This is a genomic window from Gemmatimonadota bacterium, from assembly GCA_016720805.1.
Lineage (GTDB): Bacteria > Gemmatimonadota > Gemmatimonadetes > Gemmatimonadales > GWC2-71-9 > Palsa-1233.
The window spans coordinates 286,814-303,432 of the sequence record JADKJZ010000014.1 but is presented as its reverse complement, the minus strand read 5'-3'; the positions used below and the strand labels follow the sequence as shown (position 1 = coordinate 303,432).

General features: G+C 67.2%; 14 protein-coding genes and 1 pseudogene. 7 read left to right on the top strand and 8 right to left on the bottom strand.

Annotated elements, in window-relative coordinates; all coding sequences use genetic code 11:
• Positions 1 to 118 precede the first annotated feature (118 nt).
• From IPP98_11600 to IPP98_11575, 6 genes and pseudogenes are all read left to right on the top strand, one after another.
• Positions 119 to 788 (top strand): annotated as a pseudogene (locus IPP98_11600) (ABC transporter ATP-binding protein).
• Entirely contained in the window at positions 785 to 3,436 is a 2,652-nt protein-coding gene (locus tag IPP98_11595; protein MBL0179754.1) for an FtsX-like permease family protein, read from the top strand. Before IPP98_11600 ends, IPP98_11595 begins: the two are co-directional and overlap by 4 nt.
• 36 nt (positions 3,437 to 3,472) lie before the next feature.
• Entirely contained in the window at positions 3,473 to 5,959 is a 2,487-nt protein-coding gene (locus IPP98_11590; protein MBL0179753.1) for a zinc-dependent metalloprotease, read from the top strand.
• A gap of 178 nt (positions 5,960 to 6,137) precedes the next feature.
• The gene (locus IPP98_11585) at positions 6,138 to 7,049 is read left to right on the top strand and encodes an enoyl-[acyl-carrier-protein] reductase (GenBank protein MBL0179752.1); all 912 of its coding nucleotides are present in this window, start codon (positions 6,138 to 6,140) and stop codon (positions 7,047 to 7,049) included.
• Positions 7,046 to 7,414 (top strand): DUF423 domain-containing protein, encoded by a 369-nt coding sequence (locus IPP98_11580; GenBank protein ID MBL0179751.1) that lies wholly within the window; start codon positions 7,046 to 7,048, stop codon positions 7,412 to 7,414. The genes IPP98_11585 and IPP98_11580 overlap by 4 nt, the downstream gene beginning before the upstream one ends.
• Before the next feature lie 31 nt (positions 7,415 to 7,445).
• A complete protein-coding gene (locus tag IPP98_11575) occupies positions 7,446 to 8,048 on the top strand; it encodes a YkgJ family cysteine cluster protein (GenBank protein ID MBL0179750.1) in 603 nt (200 codons plus the stop codon).
• 85 nt (positions 8,049 to 8,133) lie between these two features.
• Here the strand turns inward: IPP98_11575 and IPP98_11570 are convergent, their stop codons facing one another.
• The 6 genes from IPP98_11570 to IPP98_11545 all read right to left on the bottom strand — a co-directional run bounded on the left by IPP98_11570 (position 8,134) and on the right by IPP98_11545 (position 14,221).
• A complete protein-coding gene (locus tag IPP98_11570; GenBank protein ID MBL0179749.1) occupies positions 8,134 to 9,108 on the bottom strand; it encodes a PEP-CTERM sorting domain-containing protein in 975 nt (324 codons plus the stop codon).
• A gap of 295 nt (positions 9,109 to 9,403) precedes the next feature.
• Positions 9,404 to 9,625 carry a hypothetical protein gene (locus IPP98_11565; protein MBL0179748.1) on the bottom strand — a complete coding sequence of 74 codons (222 nt, stop codon included), beginning with the start codon at positions 9,623 to 9,625 and terminating at the stop codon, positions 9,404 to 9,406.
• A gap of 151 nt (positions 9,626 to 9,776) precedes the next feature.
• The gene (locus IPP98_11560) at positions 9,777 to 10,436 is read right to left on the bottom strand and encodes a cytochrome c oxidase subunit 3 (GenBank protein MBL0179747.1); all 660 of its coding nucleotides are present in this window, start codon (positions 10,434 to 10,436) and stop codon (positions 9,777 to 9,779) included.
• Positions 10,414 to 12,267, bottom strand: coding sequence for a cytochrome c oxidase subunit I (ctaD, locus tag IPP98_11555; GenBank protein ID MBL0179746.1), 1,854 nt, complete (start codon positions 12,265 to 12,267; stop codon positions 10,414 to 10,416). The genes IPP98_11560 and ctaD overlap by 23 nt, the downstream gene beginning before the upstream one ends.
• 12 nt (positions 12,268 to 12,279) lie before the next feature.
• Entirely contained in the window at positions 12,280 to 13,443 is a 1,164-nt protein-coding gene (gene coxB / locus IPP98_11550) for a cytochrome c oxidase subunit II (GenBank protein ID MBL0179745.1), read from the bottom strand.
• Positions 13,444 to 13,552: 109 nt separating this feature from the next.
• A complete protein-coding gene (locus IPP98_11545) occupies positions 13,553 to 14,221 on the bottom strand; it encodes a D-alanyl-D-alanine carboxypeptidase family protein (protein ID MBL0179744.1) in 669 nt (222 codons plus the stop codon).
• Positions 14,222 to 14,360: 139 nt separating this feature from the next.
• Here IPP98_11545 and IPP98_11540 point away from each other — a divergent pair, with 139 nt between their 5' ends.
• Positions 14,361 to 14,840, top strand: a complete 480-nt coding sequence (locus IPP98_11540; GenBank protein MBL0179743.1) for a GreA/GreB family elongation factor — start codon at positions 14,361 to 14,363, stop codon at positions 14,838 to 14,840.
• Between the two features lie 21 nt (positions 14,841 to 14,861).
• Here IPP98_11540 and IPP98_11535 read toward each other — a convergent pair whose 3' ends face one another.
• A complete protein-coding gene (locus IPP98_11535; GenBank protein ID MBL0179742.1) occupies positions 14,862 to 15,251 on the bottom strand; it encodes an FKBP-type peptidyl-prolyl cis-trans isomerase in 390 nt (129 codons plus the stop codon).
• Positions 15,252 to 15,423: 172 nt separating this feature from the next.
• Positions 15,424 to 16,551, bottom strand: coding sequence for a beta-lactamase family protein (locus tag IPP98_11530; protein MBL0179741.1), 1,128 nt, complete (start codon positions 16,549 to 16,551; stop codon positions 15,424 to 15,426).
• Positions 16,552 to 16,619: the final 68 nt, after the last annotated feature.

Here is a 16,619-nt window from a genome sequence, read left to right as displayed (position 1 = left end):
GCGTTCAGCGGCGCTTCCGCTGCATGCGGCGAGGGAACCTGCCAGCCACCAGAGCCGGTACCAGCCCAGAGACGTCGACGTTATCCGCACCCGGCCTTGCCCCCTTCGGAGTTCGTTCATGCTGACCTGTGAAGCCCTCGGCCACGAGTACCCCTCGGGTGGCGAGTCGCTCGATGTCCTGAAGGATATCAACTTCCACCTCGATGCCGGCGACTTTCGCCATCGTCGGCCCCTCGGGCAGCGGCAAGACCACGCTGCTCGGCCTGCTCGCCGGGCTCGATCGTCCGTCGCGTGGCCGCGTGCTGCTCGACGGCGTGGATCTGGGGACGCTCGACGAAGATGCCCGCGCACGGCTGCGCCGCGAGAAGGTCGGCTTCATTTTCCAGTCCTTCCAGTTGATTCCAACGCTCACCGCCCGCGAGAATGTGCAGGTGCCGCTCGAGCTCGCCGGTGCCGACGACGCCGTCGCCCGCGCCGATGCCCTGCTGGCGCGCGTCGGGCTGGGTGCGCGCGCGCATCACTACCCCGGACAACTCTCCGGCGGCGAGCAACAGCGCGTCGCCGTGGCGCGGGCCTTCTCGACCCGCCCGAAGATTCTCTTCGCCGATGAGCCGACCGGCAATCTCGACGCCGCGAACGGAGCGACCGTGGTCGAGTTGATGACGGCGCTCAACGCCGAATTCGGCACGACGCTGGTGCTGGTGACGCACGACCTCGAACTGGCCGGCCTCGCCCGACGGACCATCCGCCTCGCCGACGGCGCGATTGTCTCGGACACCACGCGATGACCTCGCTCGGCTTCGTGCTGCGCCTCGCCTCGCGCGAAGCGCGGGCGGCGCGCAAGCGCCTGCTCCTGCTCACCGCCTCGGTCACGGCCGGGGTGGGCGCCCTCGTCGCGGTCAACTCCTTCACCGACAACCTCACCGTGTCGGTGGCCGAGCAGGCGCAGGCACTGCTCGGGGCCGACCTCGCCTTCACGGGCCGCAAGCCGCTCGCCGAGATTCCTGCGGCAACGAAGTGGATCGATTCCCTCGCGACCCTGCCGGGCACCAAGGTCGCGCGGTCGGTCTCGCTCGCCGCGATGGCGTACTTGCCCGGCAACGGCAACGCGCGCCTCGTGCAGCTGCGCACCGTCGATCCCGGCTGGCCCTTCTACGGCGCCGTCGAAACCGCACCCGCCGGCAGTTGGCCGCGGCTGCAGGCCGGCGACGCGCTGGTCGATCCTTCGCTCTTGCCCGCCATCGGCGCCAAGGTGGGCGATACGCTCTCGGTTGGTGAAGGACGCTTCCCCATCGTCGGCACGGTCGTGAACGTCCCCGGTGACGTGGGACTGCAGATGGCGTTCGGTGCGCGCGTCTTCATTGCCACGTCGCAGCTGGCGTCGACCAAGCTGCTCGGCTTCGGCGCGCGCGTCCAGCACGAAGACTTCGTGCAGCTTGCACCGGGCCGCGACGCCCAGGCGATCGCCAAGGCGGCTCGCCCGCAGTTGCGCGGGGACCGCGTCGGGGTGCGCACCGTCGCGGATGATCGCGACAACCTCACCAACGCCCTCACCCGACTCGGCAACTACCTCGGGCTCGTCGCGCTTGCCGCGTTGTTGCTCGGCGGACTCGGCGTCGCCAGCGCGGTGCACGTCTTCATCCGGCAACGCCTCGACAGCATCGCGGTGCTGCGCTGCCTCGGGGCCACCTCGGGCCAGATCTTCGCCGTCTACCTGATGCAGGCGGTCGGGATGGGGTTGCTCGGCTCCGCGCTCGGGGCGCTCTTCGGGGTGGCGCTCCAACAGCTGATGCCACTCGTGCTCGCCGACTTCATCCCGGTCGACGTCCGCGTCCTCCCGTCGCCGCGTGCCATCGCCATCGGCATGGGCCTCGGCGTCTGGACTTCGGCGGTGTTCGCCCTGCTGCCGCTGCTCGGGATCCGCGAGATCTCGCCACTCGCGACGCTTCGGCGCAACGTGACGCCGCTCCGCATCCGCTGGGACCTCTATCGGGTACTGGCCGGGGCGGCACTCGTGGCCAGCGTCGTCGGCCTCGCCGCCGTGCAGGTCGGCTCCTTGCCGCAGGGAGCCTGGTTCGCCGCCGCCGTCGGCGGCGCCCTTCTGGTGCTCTGGCTGGCGTCGCTTGGGCTGATGTGGGCCGCGCGCCGATTCACGCCGGCCTCATGGCCCTACCTCTGGCGACAGGGGTTGGCCAACCTGCACCGCCCGGCCAACCAGACGGTCACGGTGGTGCTCGCCCTCGGCTTTGGTGCCTTTCTCCTGACGACGCTCTTCACCGCGCAGCACAACCTGCTGCAGGACCTGAAGCTCGATGGCGGCGGCAAGTCGGGACGCCCCAACCTGGTCCTCTTCGACATCCAACCCGATCAGCGCGACGTGGTGAACCAGGCGTTGGCATCGGAGGGGCTCCCGGGGGACCGCTTCGAGCCGATCGTCCCGATGCGGATCACCTCGGTCAAGGGGAGGCCGGTGACCGCGCTCCTGGCGGGTGCCGAGGGGGTCCCAGCCGACAGCGCCGCGGCCGACACTGCCGCCCAGAGCCGGGAACAGGGGCGGCGCGGGCCGGGGGGGCGGCGGGGCGGGCCCGGCGGGGGAGCGTGGGCATTTCGCCGAGAGTACCGCTCGACGTATCGTTCCGTGCTGGGCCCCGCCGAGCGGGTTACCTCCGGGCGCTGGTTTGGCACCGATTCCACCAAGCGCGGCACGGCCGACAGCAACGCCGTCGCCATCTCGATGGAAAGCGACCTCGCCGAGGAAATGGGGGTGACGCTCGGTGACCGGATCACCTGGGATGTTCAGGGCGTGCCGGTCTACAGCGTGGTGACTTCGCTCCGCGCCGTGAACTGGGCCCGCTTCGAACCCAATTTCTTCGTCGTCTTCGCCCCCGGCGCACTGGAGCGCGCCCCACATTCGCTGGCGACGCTGGCACGCGTCCCCGATGCCGCCGCCCGCGGCCGCATTCAGCGGCGACTGGCCGAGCGGGCGCCGAACGTCACGACGGTGGATTTGGGCGAAGTGCAACGCGCCCTGGAGTCGGTGGTGGACCGGATCATTCTGGCAATTCGCTTCATGGCGCTCTTCTCGCTGGCCACCGGCACCGTGGTGCTCGTCGGCGCCATCGCCACCTCGCGCTGGCAGCGCGTGCGCGAGGGCACCTTGCTCCGGACGCTGGGTGCCACGCGCGGGCAGGTGCTCAGGATCCTGAGCGTGGAGTATGCGGCGCTCGGCCTCGGCGCCGCGACGGTCGCCGCGGTGCTGGCAGGGGGCGCCGGATGGGCCCTGTCACATTTCGTCTTCGAATCGCGCTTCACGCTGCCGCTCTGGCCGATGCTGGGCCTGGCAGCCGGGTTGGTCGGCCTGACGACACTCGTCGGGCTCTGGAATTCCCTCGATGTACTCGAGCGCCCGCCGCTCGAGGTCCTGCGTGCCGAATAGGGCGCGTGTCACCCCTGCAGCAGAGGATCTCCACTGATGCATCATCGTACATCCGTTGCCACTCTCGGTGCCCTGATCGCCCTCGTGGCGGGCTGCGCCAAGTCGGCGCCGAAGACCGCGCCCGCGCCGGCGGCCCGACCGGCCGGCGCGCCGACTGACTCCGCCGCGCGTCCGGGTGGCCCCGCCGCCCCGCGCACGGGCCCGAAGCCGTACAAGGACGTGATCACCGCCAAGGCGAAGAGCGACCCGGGGGCCTTCACGGTCCATCAGGTCGGCGACAAGTGGTACTACGAGATCCCGCGCGCAATGCTCGGCCGCGAGTTCATCGTCGTCTCGCGCATCGCGCAGACGGCGGCCGGCCTCGGCTACGGCGGCACCATGAACGGCGCCAACGTCGTCCGCTGGGTCCGCACCGGCGACAAGGTCTACCTCCGCCAGGTCTCCTTCAGCACGGTGGCCGACAGCACCAAGCCGATCGCACAGGCGGTGCGCAACTCCAACGCGGAGCCGATCATCGCCGGCTTCGACGTGGCCGCGTACGGCGCCGACTCGACCGTCGTCGTCGACGTGACCCCGCTCTACACCACCGACGTCGCGATGCTCGGGCTGCCGTCCTTCATGAAGACGCAGTACCAGATCCGCCGCCTCGATCCGGCGCGAACCTTCCTCGAGTCGATCCATTCCTATCCCAAGAACCTCGAGACCCGCGTCGTGATGACCTACGACGCCGGTGCCGCACCGTCGAACGCCTCGACCGGTTCGATCACGATCGTGATGAACCATTCGATGCTGCTGCTGCCCGTGCAGCCGATGCAGCCGCGCCTGATGGACAGCCGCGTCGGCTACTTCGGCGTGCAGCAGACCGACTACGGCCGCGACGAGGACCGCGTCGTCCGGCGGCGCTTCATCTCGCGCTGGCGCCTCGAGCCGAAGGACACCGCCGCCTTCCTGCGTGGCGAATTGGTCGAGCCGATCAAGCAGATCGTCTACTACATCGACCCGGCGACGCCCGAGAAGTGGGTCCCGTACCTGATCCAGGGTGTGAACGACTGGCAGGCCGCCTTCGAGGCCGCCGGCTTCAAGAACGCCATCATCGCCAAGCGCGCGCCGACGCCGGCGGAGGACCCCGAGTTCTCCCTCGATGACGCACGCTACAGCGTCATCCGCTATCTCGCCTCGGACGTCGAGAACGCCTCCGGCCCGCACGTGCCCGATCCGCGCAGCGGCGAGATTCTCGAGACGCACATCCAGTGGTATCACAACGTCATGAACCTCCTGCGGAACTGGTACCTGATCCAGACCGCGGCGATCAACCCGAATGCACGGATGGTGGACTTCGACGACAAGGTGATGGGCGAGCTGATCCGCTTCGTCTCCTCGCACGAGGTCGGCCACACGCTCGGCCTGCCGCACAACATGAAGGCGTCGTCGTCGTACCCGGTGGACTCGCTCCGTTCGCCGACCTTCACGGCGAAGTACGCGACGGCCCCGTCGATCATGGACTACGCCCGCTTCAACTACGTTGCGCAGCCGGGCGACGGCGCGGTCGCGATGAATCCGCGGATCGGCGTCTACGACAAGTACTCGATCTCGTGGGGCTACCGCCCGATCATCGGCGCCAAGACGCCGGATGACGAGAAGGCGACGCTCGACCAGTGGATCAAGCTCCACGAGAACGACCCGATGTACCGCTTCGGCGATCCGTCGGGCACCGATCCGGGCTCGCAGACCGAAGACCTCGGCGACGACGGCGTGAAGGCCGGGCGCTACGGCATCATGAACCTGAAGCGCATCATGCCGAAGCTGATGGAGTGGAGCTACGAGAAGGGCGCCGACTACGCGCAGCTGAACGAGATGTACGGGCAGGTGGGGGCGCAGTGGCAGCGCTACATGGGCCATGTCCTCACCATCGTCGGCGGCGTCGACTACACCCGCAAGAACATGGACCAGGTGGGCGGGCAGTACACGCCGATCACCGAGGCGCGCCAGCGGGAGGCGGTCCGGTTCCTGACGGCCGAAGCGCTGCAGACCCCGACCTGGATGATTGACGAGGCGATCTTCGATCGCGTCGGCGTCCTCGGCGCCACCGACCGGATCAAGGGGTACATGACCGGTGTCATGAGCCAGCTGCTCCAGAACGCCCGCCTGACCCGCCTGGCCGAATTGCAGGCGCTGGGCACCGGGACCTATACGCCGGCCGAGCTCATGGCCGACGTGCGGACCGGCGTCTGGACCGAGCTCAGCAGCGGCAAGGCGCCGGATGCCTACCGCCGCACCCTGCAGCGGGCCTGGATCGACCGCCTCGGCTCCATCATGAACCCGCCGGCTCCACCGGCCGGGCTCCCGGCGGCCGCCGCCGGCCCGAATGTCTCCCAGTCCGACCTCCAGGCCCTGGCCCGGGTTGAGCTGGCCACCGTGCGCAGCCAGTTGGCGGCGGCCGGAGGCAAGGGCGACGCCATCACGCGGGCGCACTATGCCGACGCGGCAGCCCGGATCAAGGAGATCCTCGAACCGCGGAAGTAGGCTAAAGCGGCGGCAGGCCCTCCTGTCCGCCAGCAGGTAAGACGTGAGACGTGAAACGGCCGGCCCGACGCCACCGTTTCACGTTTCACTTTATACCCCCGGAGCACCCTGATTCCGCGTTCCACCCTTCACCCTTGGCCATTATCTTTTCCCCAACTCAACTGGAGTCCTGCTTCCGATGCTCCCGATCGACCTCCGTGGCAAGCGCGCCTTCGTCGCTGGTGTTGCCGATGATGGCGGCTTCGGCTTCGCCATTGCCAAGGCCCTCGCCGAGGCGGGTGCGACCGTCTGCATCGGCACCTGGCCCCCCGCACTGGGGATCTTCGAGGCGCTGATCGAGCGCGGCAAGATCGCCGAGTCGCTGACGCTTCGTGATGGCAGCCCGATGGTATTCGAGAAGATCTACCCGCTCGATGCCGCCTACGACACGATGGACGACGTCCCGGCCGAGGTACGCGACAGCAAGCGCTACCGCGACCGCGGCGATTTCACCATCGCCGGGTTGGTGGCCTCGCTCCAGAAGGACTTCGGTGAGCAGCCGCTCGACATCGTCGTGCACTCGCTCGCCAATGGTCCCGAGGTCCGGAAGCCGCTAATGGAGACATCACGGCGCGGTTACCTCGATGCCATTTCGATCTCGGCCTACAGCAACGTCGCCTTCGTCCGCGAGCTCGGCCCGCTGATGCGGCCCGGCGGCTCGTTTGTCTCGCTCAGCTATCTCGCGGGTCAGCGGGTGGTGCCTGGGTACGGCGGCGGGATGTCCACCGCCAAGGCGGCGCTCGAGTCCGACACCCGGACGCTCGCCTTCGAAGCCGGGCGGCGCCACGGTGTCCGCGTCAACACCATCTCGGCCGGCCCGTACGCCTCACGCGCGGCCACGGCGATCGGTTATATCCGCACCATGCTCCGCTACTACCGCGAGAACTCGGCAATCGTGCGCGACCTCGATGCCGAAGACGTGGGGCACGTCGCCGCCTTCCTTGCGTCGCCACTGGGGACGGGGATCACCGGCACCGTGGTGTACGTCGACAACGGCTACCACGCGATGGGAATGCCGCAGCTCACCCCCGACGCGGACGACCCGGGTTGACCTCCCGACTCGCGGCCACGCTCGGCGCCATCCTGGCCGGGGTGGCGGTGGCCCTCGGTGCCTTCGGGGCGCATGCGCTCAGATCGCGGCTCGAGCCCCGCGATCTGGAAATATTCGAGACGGCAGTGCGCTACCAGATGTATCATGGCCTGGCACTGCTGGCGGTCGGCTGGCTCATCTCCCGATCGGCGCCCGGCGCCGGTGCGGCGGCATGGAGCTTTCTCATCGGCGTCGCCCTCTTTTCCGGATCGTTGTACCTGATGGTCGCCACGGGCCATCGCTGGCTGGGCGCGGTCACCCCCCTCGGCGGTGTGGCGTTCCTGGCCGGCTGGTTGCTGCTCGCGCGGGCGGCCTCCCGCAGCTAGTCGTCCGACCCTTTCTCCACGGAGCGCGGCGATGATTCCCTCCCACTACCGCGCGCTCCTCCCGGTTCTCGATCAGTGGTTCGCGCGTGGCGTCGCCGCGGCTGGGCCCGATGTGGTCCCCTGCCGCAGCGGCTGTACGGCGTGCTGCCATGGCCCGTTCGACATCTCGCCCGCCGATGCGGCGCTGGTGGCGGAGGGACTCGCCGCGCTGCCGGATGCGGTCCGCACGGGCGTCAGGGAACGCGCCGAGGCGCAGGTGGCGCGGTACCGGGAACTGATCGAGGGGTGGGGGCCGCCCTGGGACGTCGACGGGGTGGACGAGGCGTCGTTCGATGCGCTTTGTGAGGCGTTGCGCACCCTCCCCTGCCCAGCGCTCGGCCCCGAGGGGGGCTGTCTCATCTACGCGCACCGTCCGGCGACCTGCCGGATGACCGGTCTCGCGATGCTGACGCGTGACGACGAGGTGCTGGAGAACGTCTGTCCAATCCAGGGCGAATTCCCGAGCTATGCCGCGCTGCCGCCGGTCCCCTTCGACCTGCGCCGCTTCGAGGAGATGGTTGAGGAGTTCGACCTCACGGCGGGCGAGGCGGGGTGGGTCGCGACGACGGTGGCGGGGGTCGCTGGGCGGATGTAGTCCAACCGCCGCGCCTGGGCCAAGCACAGAAGAGGCCGACTCCTGCGGGAGTCGGCCTCTTCTGTGGTCCATCGGCGGCGAAGGGTTACTTCGCGGCCTGCTTCCGGCGGCGCGCCGCGGCCATTCCGATCAGGCCGGTGGCAAGGAGCGTCATCGTGGCCGGCTCCGGCACGACATCCTGCGGGCCGCCCGGCTGATCAAGGCCGAGGTTGTCCATGTCCTGCGAGAACTGCTCGAGGCACTTGGTGTTGTCGTTGTTGCCCGACTGATTGTAGCGCGGGTCCTTGTTCCCGTCGCACTTGTTGCTGCCGAAGCTGGCCGGAACCCAGGACGTGATCGGGTCGGTGTAGACCCAGCTGTAGTCAGGAGTGTACTGGAGCCAGTAGTAGCGGGTGTTGACGCACTTGTTGCTGTTGCTGTTGTACGCGTAACCGTTGGAGCAGGAGGTATCGTAGACCTTCTGCTTGCAGGTGTTGTTGTAGGACGAATAGCCCGCGGGGCAACTCTCCTCGTAGCTGCCGAACTCGATCTTCAGCGTGCCGTAGAGGTCAGCGATGAAGGCGTTCGGGGAGACGGCGATCGGGTTGGAATAGGTCACGCGGCTGTCCGGCCCGGTGCCCTTCCAGTTGAACTCCTTCCCCGAGGCGCTGTTCTCGGTGCTGCACGGCGAGTTGCTGCAGGTCAACACGTCGAAGACGCCGTTGCCGAGAAGCGCTTCCATCGTGACCGAAGCGACGCCGTCGCCCCAGAAATTCCAGACATCATCGCCGAAGGTATCGGTGGAGGAGGCGCCCCAGATCTTGAGGTTGTTGGTCCAGATGCCCCAGGCGCCGCTGATGCCGGACGCGGCGGAGATGTCGCCCCAGATCGCCGACGACCCGCCGCTCGGGCTGAGCGTCCACGACACCTTCATCCCGCCGATCTTGTCGAACTCGGTGGTGTAATCCGAGATGGACGTCACGGACACCGGCGACGTATTGTCCTTGATGATCGTCTGGGCCGACGCCGGCGAAACCAGCGCCGTGATGGCCACGAGGGAATACAGATAGTTCAAGCGCATTTCGGAATCTCCTGCCGCAGCAGAGGGGAAGGATGGGGCTTCGTGTTCCCCACCCAAGCAGGAGTGATGCCAAGAAATGATCACGCCATAACTTATTACCAATCAAGAAGATAGAGATCAGCCCATCGCCGACATCCTCCCAAAGATGGGGACTCGTTCCAACGGTTTGCATCGCGGACGCAACAGTTGAAAAACGGCGCAATGTGTTGTGGGATTTCTACGACACTGTGGCGCACAAAAAACGGTCGACTCCATCACGGAGCCGACCGATCGTCGTTCGCTGTTCGCCGTCTTGCTACCAGGGCGCCGTGAACCACCAGAGGCCGCGGTTGTACGCGAAGAGCACGAAGAGCGCCGAGATCACCACGACGGCGATCACCAGCGAGAAGCCGAAGACCACCTGGAGCACCTTGGTGTCCTGCTTCAGGTGCATGTAGAACATCGCCACGAACCAGAACTTCAGCGCCGAGAGGCCGAGCAGCAGTTCGACGAACCAGGGCGAGAGGGCGCCGGCCATTCCCGGCGTCCTTGAGCCCGCCGAAGCAGGCCTCGTAGAGGAGCACTTCCAGCGCCGTCAGCGTGAAGAGAATGACGGCGATCTGGACGTACTTCGCCGAGCTGGTCGGCGTGTGCCCGCCATGGGCGGCAGCAGCGTGAGAAGCCATCGCTCAGGACCTCAGGCTCATGAGATAGACCACCGGGAAGATGATGATCCACACGACGTCGACGAAGTGCCAGTACAGCGCGGCGAGCTCGAGGTTGAGCGCCTTCGCCGGCGGGAGGTTCCCCTTGACCGCATCCTTGAAGACCGTGATCAGCCACAGCGTCCCGATGGCGACGTGGGTGCCGTGGAAGCCGGTCAGCGTGTAGAACGAGGTCCCGAAGAGGTTGGTGGTGTATCCCAGCCCCTCGTGGTAGAAGTGCGAGAACTCGTAGACCTGCATCCCCATGAAGAAGAGGCCGCAGCCGATCGTGGCGGCCAGCCAGCCGAGCATCTTCTTCCGGTTCCCTTCCTGCGCCCCGTTCAGCGCCATCACGACGAAGAACGACGAGAAGAGGAGGACCGCGGTACCACCGGTCACGAGCGGGACTTCGAAGATGTCCTTCGGCCCCGGCCCCTTCGGGTGGCTGTCCTTGTAGATCAGGAACGTCGAAATCAGGGTCGCGAAGAAGAGGCATTCCGACCCGATGAAGCTCCAGATCGCCAGCTTCCGATTGTCGATCGGAAACGACGTGTGGTGCCCCTCATGGGCGTCGTGGGTCTCGTCGTGGGCAAGCGTCGCGCTGCTCATCGTGGACACGTCCTCAGTGCTTGGGGGCGTTGGCATCAGGGGCTTCATACGCCCACTTGAAGATGCCGACGGCGGTGAGCAGGAAACCGACGATGGTGATCGGCCCGAACGGGAACGCGTAGCTGTGCTTCACCATGAAGCCGATGAAGAAGACCAGGATGCCGACGGCGACCACGAGCGGCCACCACGACGGCCCCGGCAGGTGAATCCCCTTGCCGCTGTCGAGGGTCGGCTCCGGCAAGGTCCGCACCCCGGCCGCGCGCTTCATCGCCCAGACCGGGTCACGCTCGGCGACGACCGGCTCCACCGTGAAGTTCCATTCCTGCGGCGGCGACGGGATGGTCCACTCCAGGGTGGCGCCGCCCCACGGATCGGCCGGCGCCGGCACGTTGCGGCGAACGGTGACCCACATGTTGTACATGAAGACCAGGATCGAGAACGCCAGCAGGAACGCGCCGACGGTCGCCATCATGTTGAAGAGCTCGAAGCCGAGCCCGGCCGGGTAGGTGTAGATCCGGCGCGGCATCCCGAGCAGCCCCGCGAAGTGCATCGGGAAGAAGGTCAGGTTGAAGCCGGCCAGCATCAGCCAGAAGTGCCACTTGCCGATCGTCTCGTTCAGCATCGTGCCGAACATCTTCGGCCACCAGTAGTACGCCCCGGCCGTCAGCGCGAAGATCGAGCCGCCGAAGAGGACGTAGTGGAAGTGGGCCACGACGAAGTAGGTGTCGGTCTGCTGCAGGTCGGCCGGCGCCACCGAGTGCATCACGCCGGACAGCCCGCCGGTGATGAACATCGCGATGAAGCCGAGGGCGAACAGCATCGGCGTCTTGAACTGGAGCGAGCCGCCCCAGAGCGTGCCGATCCAGTTGAAGATCTTCACGCCGGTCGGGATCGCGATCAGCATCGTCGCCAGCGAGAAGAAGGTGTCCGCGAGCGGCCCCATCCCGGTGGAGAACATGTGGTGCGACCACACCCCGAAGCCGAGGAAGGCGATGAACGCGCTCGAGAAGACCATCGCGCTGTAGCCGAAGAGCGGCTTCCGCGAGAAGACCGGCAGGATCTCGGAGATGATGCCGAACGCCGGCAGGATCAGGATGTAGACCTCGGGATGGCCGAACACCCAGAAGAGGTGCTGCCACAGCATCGGGTCGCCGCCGCCACCCACCGAGAAGAACGAGGCGCCGAAGGTGCGGTCCACCATCAGGAGGATCAGCGCGACGGTGATCACCGGGAACGACAGCAGCACCAGGATCTGCGTGATCAGCGTCGTCCACACGAACATCGGCATCCGCATCAGCGTCATGCCGCGCGCGCGCATGTTCAGGATGGTCGTGAAGAAGTTCACGCCGGCCGCCAGCGAGGCGATGCCCAGGATCTGCAGGCCGATGACCCAGAAGTCCATGTTCAGCCCCGGCGAGTACTGCCGGGAGGAGAGCGGCGCGTAGCCGAACCAGCCGCCGTTCGGCGCCGCGTTCATCAGGAACGAGAAGTTCATGAAGAGGCCGCCCAGGATGAAGACCCAGAGCGACATCGCGTTGAGGCGCGGGAAGGCGACGTCCCGCGCGCCGATCAGCAGCGGGATGAAGAAGTTGAAGAACATCGCGCTGAGCGGCATCACCCCGAGGAAGATCATCGTGGTGCCGTGCATCGTGAACAGCTGGTTGTAGAACTCCGGCGAGACGAGCGTCGCGTCCGGGCGCGCCAGCTGGGTCCGGATGATCAGCGCTTCGATGCCGCCGATCAGGAAGAAGAGGAACGCCGACGCACCATAGAGGATGCCGATCTTCTTGTGGTCGACGGTCGTGAGCCAGGAGGCGAGCGTGCCCCGCTTGGCGACGTGGGTCTGCTCGAGGACGGATGTGGCCATGATGGTCTCCTCCTACTGCTTGGTGCGGAGGTACGCGACGAGCGCGTCCACCTCGGCGTCGGTCATCTCGGGCACCTGCATCAGCACCCCGGACTTCACCAGCTGCGGGGTCTTGATCCAGCGGTGCAGGTTCTCGTCGGTGTTCGGCAGCCAACCACCGGCGATGTTCTTCCGCACGCCGATGCCCGCCAGGTTCGGTCCGATCATCCCCTTCGGCGCACCGACGGAGTTGAGAGAGTGGCAACCGATGCAACCCTTCGTGGCGAAGTACTTCTCGCCCTCGGCGACCTTCGGGTCCGTCATTGCGGCCGGCGCCACTGGCACCGCCGGCGCGGCGGCCACCACCACGTCACCCTTGCCGGCCTTCGCCGTGCTGTCGACCACCGGCGTCGGCGCCGGCTTCGGCAGCCCCGTCGGCCCGAGCAGCGAGTCGGTCTGGCGCGTGGCAACCCACCCGGCGAACTCCTCGGGCGTGTTCACCATCACGTAGAAGTCCATCCGGCCGTGCTGGATGCCGCAGAACTCGGCGCACGCCCCGGGGAACGCGCCCGTCTCCTTCGCCGTGAACCAGAGCCGCGTCTCGCGGTTCGGGAAGACGTCGCGCTTCCCGGCGAACTGCGGAATCCAGAACGAGTGGAGCACGTCGACCGTCTTCATCCGGAGGTCAACCGTCCGCCCCACCGGCACATGCAACTGGTTGGCCGTGGTGATGCCGAGCTCCGGGTAGCGGAACTCCCACCACCACTGGTGGCCCACCACATCCACCCGGAGCGGCGCCTGGCCATCCGGCGAGGCTGCCGGCACCTTCGCCGTTTCGAAAATCGTCTGCACCGTCGGCACCGCGACGACCGCCAGCACCAGCGCCGGGATCACGGTCCAGATGATCTCCACCGTCGTGCTGCCGTGCACCTGCTTCGGCTCGGGGTCGTCCGGCTTGCCGCGGAACTTGAAGATCGCCCACAGCAATCCCGCCTCGACGATGATGAAGACCAGCGTCGCAAGCCAGAGCGTCGTTCGGAAGAGTTTGTCCACCATCTCCGCGTAGTCGCCCTTCGGCGTCAGCGTCGACTGGGGATATTGGCTGGCGTCGAGGCACCCAGTCAGGGTGACGGCGACCAGGCCGAGGAGGAGCAGAGGGAGGTGACGCCGCGACGAAATGCGCAGGTGTCGGATCAAGGGTGCATCCTGGCTACGGGTCCAACCAGCAAATGAACACGGGCACGATGGCATTCTGAGCGGGGACAGAATACCTACGGGGTAGGTCGGAATCAAGGAATTCCGACCGCTACCACCGCTCAAGGGGCAGGTCGTACGGGACGGCATCAGTCACGCCGAACGAGAAATGCCACCATTCGTCGACGTAATTGGTGAATCCCTCGGCCGCCATCGCCTGCACCAGCAGCTGCCGATTGGCCGCGACCGTATCGGTCGCGTTGGCGGTGTGCGATCGGGCGGAGAACTCATCAAATGGTGTTCCCATATCGAATTCGCGTCCGGAGGCTAGTTCCACGAGGGTCAGATCAACCGCGACCCCTTGATTGTGGCGGGAACGCCTCGCGATATAGCCGTCGTCGAGCAGCTTGGTCTGCCCGGTCCGTTCACACCAGGCCACCATCGCCAGGGTCGCCCGGACCGGTCGGTAGCCGTCCCAGATCTTGAGCCCCAGCCCCTTCGCGGCGAGCCGGGCCTGCACCCGGCCGAGTGCCTCGGCGGCCTCGCGCCGAAGCAGGACCACCGCAGCTCCATAGCCTGGTAATACTTCACCAGTGAAGTTGTTCCGGGAGGCGTAACGCACCTCCTGGCGGATCGAGGGGGCCACCTGGGCGACGGCCACCAGCTGGCGCCGGGCCAGCGAGTCAGCGGCGACCACCTGGACCGCAGTGTTGGGCTGGGTGGCCTGTGGTGCCGCATGGGCACAGGCCGCGAGCGCCAGCAAGAGTGCCACGACACGCATGGGAAACCTCGATTGGTGGGAGCGCTCCCCCGTTCTTACCCTTTGGGGAGGAGGGGGCTACATTTCGGCTTGTCTTTTCGGTCCACCTGGCGCTCCGCGCTGGGTGGGCCGCCTGTTCTACTGTTGCCCGGACGTCCGAATGATTCGTGAAATGCGGGAGAAGCTCGGCAAGGAGATCTCGGAATTGAGCCATGAGCTCGCCGTGACCCTGCCGCAGGCCATCGCGACCGCCGTCGAAATGGGCGATCTCCGCGAGAACTCCGAGTACAAGTCGGCTCTCGAGCGGCAGCAGTTCGTCCAGGCCCGCCTGGGCCAGCTCCACCAGCGCCTCAACCAGCTCTCCCAGCTGGCCGACACCGAAGCCCCGCTGAACAAGGTCGGCCTCGGCTCCAAGGTGAAGGTCGAGGATGTCGGCAGCGGTGAGATCGAGGAGTACACCCTGGTCCTCGCCGAGATGATGGACATCGACGCCGGGCACATCTCCCTGGCGTCACCCCTCGGTCGTGCCCTCAAGGACCGTGAGGTCGGTGAGGAAGTGACCCTGCAGCTGCCGACGATGCGCCGCTCGCTCCGCGTCCTCGAACTGGTGACGATTCACGCGATGGTCACGCCGGAGTAGCCGGCCGCCAGTGCCCGTGCGTCACTTCCGTTCCACCACCATCACGTCAAAGACCAGTGTCGCATTGGGCGGGATCGGGCCACTCCCCTTGGCCCCATAGCCGAGGGCGGCGGGGATCACCAGCATCCGGTGGCCGCCGGTCCGCATTCCCACCAGCCCGTCCTCCCAGCCGTCGACCACCCGCCCGGTGCCCAGCCGGAACCGAAACGGCTCCTTCGCCGACTTGGTGACTGGCAACCCGTCGGCGAGGTAGCTGACGAAATGCACTGCCACGCTGTCGCCCCGCCGTACTTCCTCACCACTCCCGACCACGACGTCATCATAGAACACGCCGCGCGGTGTGCGCCGCAGCGAGTCCTCGCGCACCCCGAGGATCGGCGCCAATTCCTCCGGCAGGCCGGCGCCCGCCATCCGGAGCGGCAGTCGTTCGTCGAGGCGGATCGGTACCCGCATCTCGGGGGCCAACAGTGGCGCCGCTCCCTGCGCCCGGCCGGCGGCGAAGGGACAGGCCAGCGCCAGCACGAGGCAGCAGGCACGGACACGTCTCGGAGGAATCCCACTGAACATCACCGACTCCGCTGGTTCACGGCTTCTTCGGGGTCGCCGGGGGCGGCGTCATGACCAGGGGGGCCCCGACGGCGGCGCGCGCCAGCATGCGCATCAAGTCATCGGGCTTGGCGGAGCCGGAGTTGGTGAGCACGGTGATCGAGAGCTGCAGCGACGGGATCCAGGCATTGGAGGTGATGAAGCCCGGTATGCCACCCCCATGGGTGATCACCACCCGTTCCCCCATCATGGCGCGGCCCAGCCCGAAGCCGTAGGGGAGCGCACCGCTCGCGGCGGCTCCACTCGGTGTGGTCATCATCTCGTATGACGCCGCGGAGACGACCTTGCCGCCATGGAGCGCGACATTCCACTTGGTCATGTCGCCGATCGTCGAGCACAGCGAGCCGGCCGCGTATGGCTGTGACATGTGCAGGAAGATGGTGTTGACCCATGCCGCCTTCTCGCGCTCATAGCCATGCGCCCGACGATAGATGATCGGCGTGGCGAGACAGGCCTGCGTGTCGTCGAGGCCGTACGGCACCGCGAATCGCTCGTGCATGTCCGTGGCCCACGAATGCCCGGTGAGCTTTTCGATCAGCATGCCAAGAATCACGTAGCCGGTGTTGTTGTACTGCCACTTGGTGCCCGGCGCAAAATCGAGCGGCTTGGCCGCCGTCAGCGCCACCAGGGTGTCAGGGGTCATCTCCTCCGCGAAGCGCCGGAACCACGGCTGCCCGAGATCGGTGTAGGACGGGATGCCCGAGGTGTGGTTCAGCAGCTGGCGGATGGTGACGCCGCGCCATGCCGCAGGGAGCGTCGGCAGCTGCGCCCCGATCGAGTCATCGACTCCGATCCGCCCTTGTTCCACCAGCTGCATCACGGCCGCGGCGGTGAATTGCTTGGTGACCGAACCGATCCGATAGACCGATCGTGTCGTCGCCGCGACGCTGTTCTCGAGATCGGCCTTCCCCCAGGCCCCGAAGGCGAGCGTGTCGGTGCCGCGAACCATCGCGACGGCCACGCTCGGCGCCCCGCCCGAGGTCACGAACGCCGCTGCCAGCGAATCGGCAATCCGGCGCACCGCAGCGGGCTTCGGCAGCGCCTGGGCGGTCAGTGGCGGCGCCAGCAGCGCAATAAGCACAGCCAGTCTGATGGGACGAGTCATACGGGACCCCTCGTGGCGGGATGACGGACGCCGAAGAATGCCGGATCGACGGGCGCAGGTCCACCCAC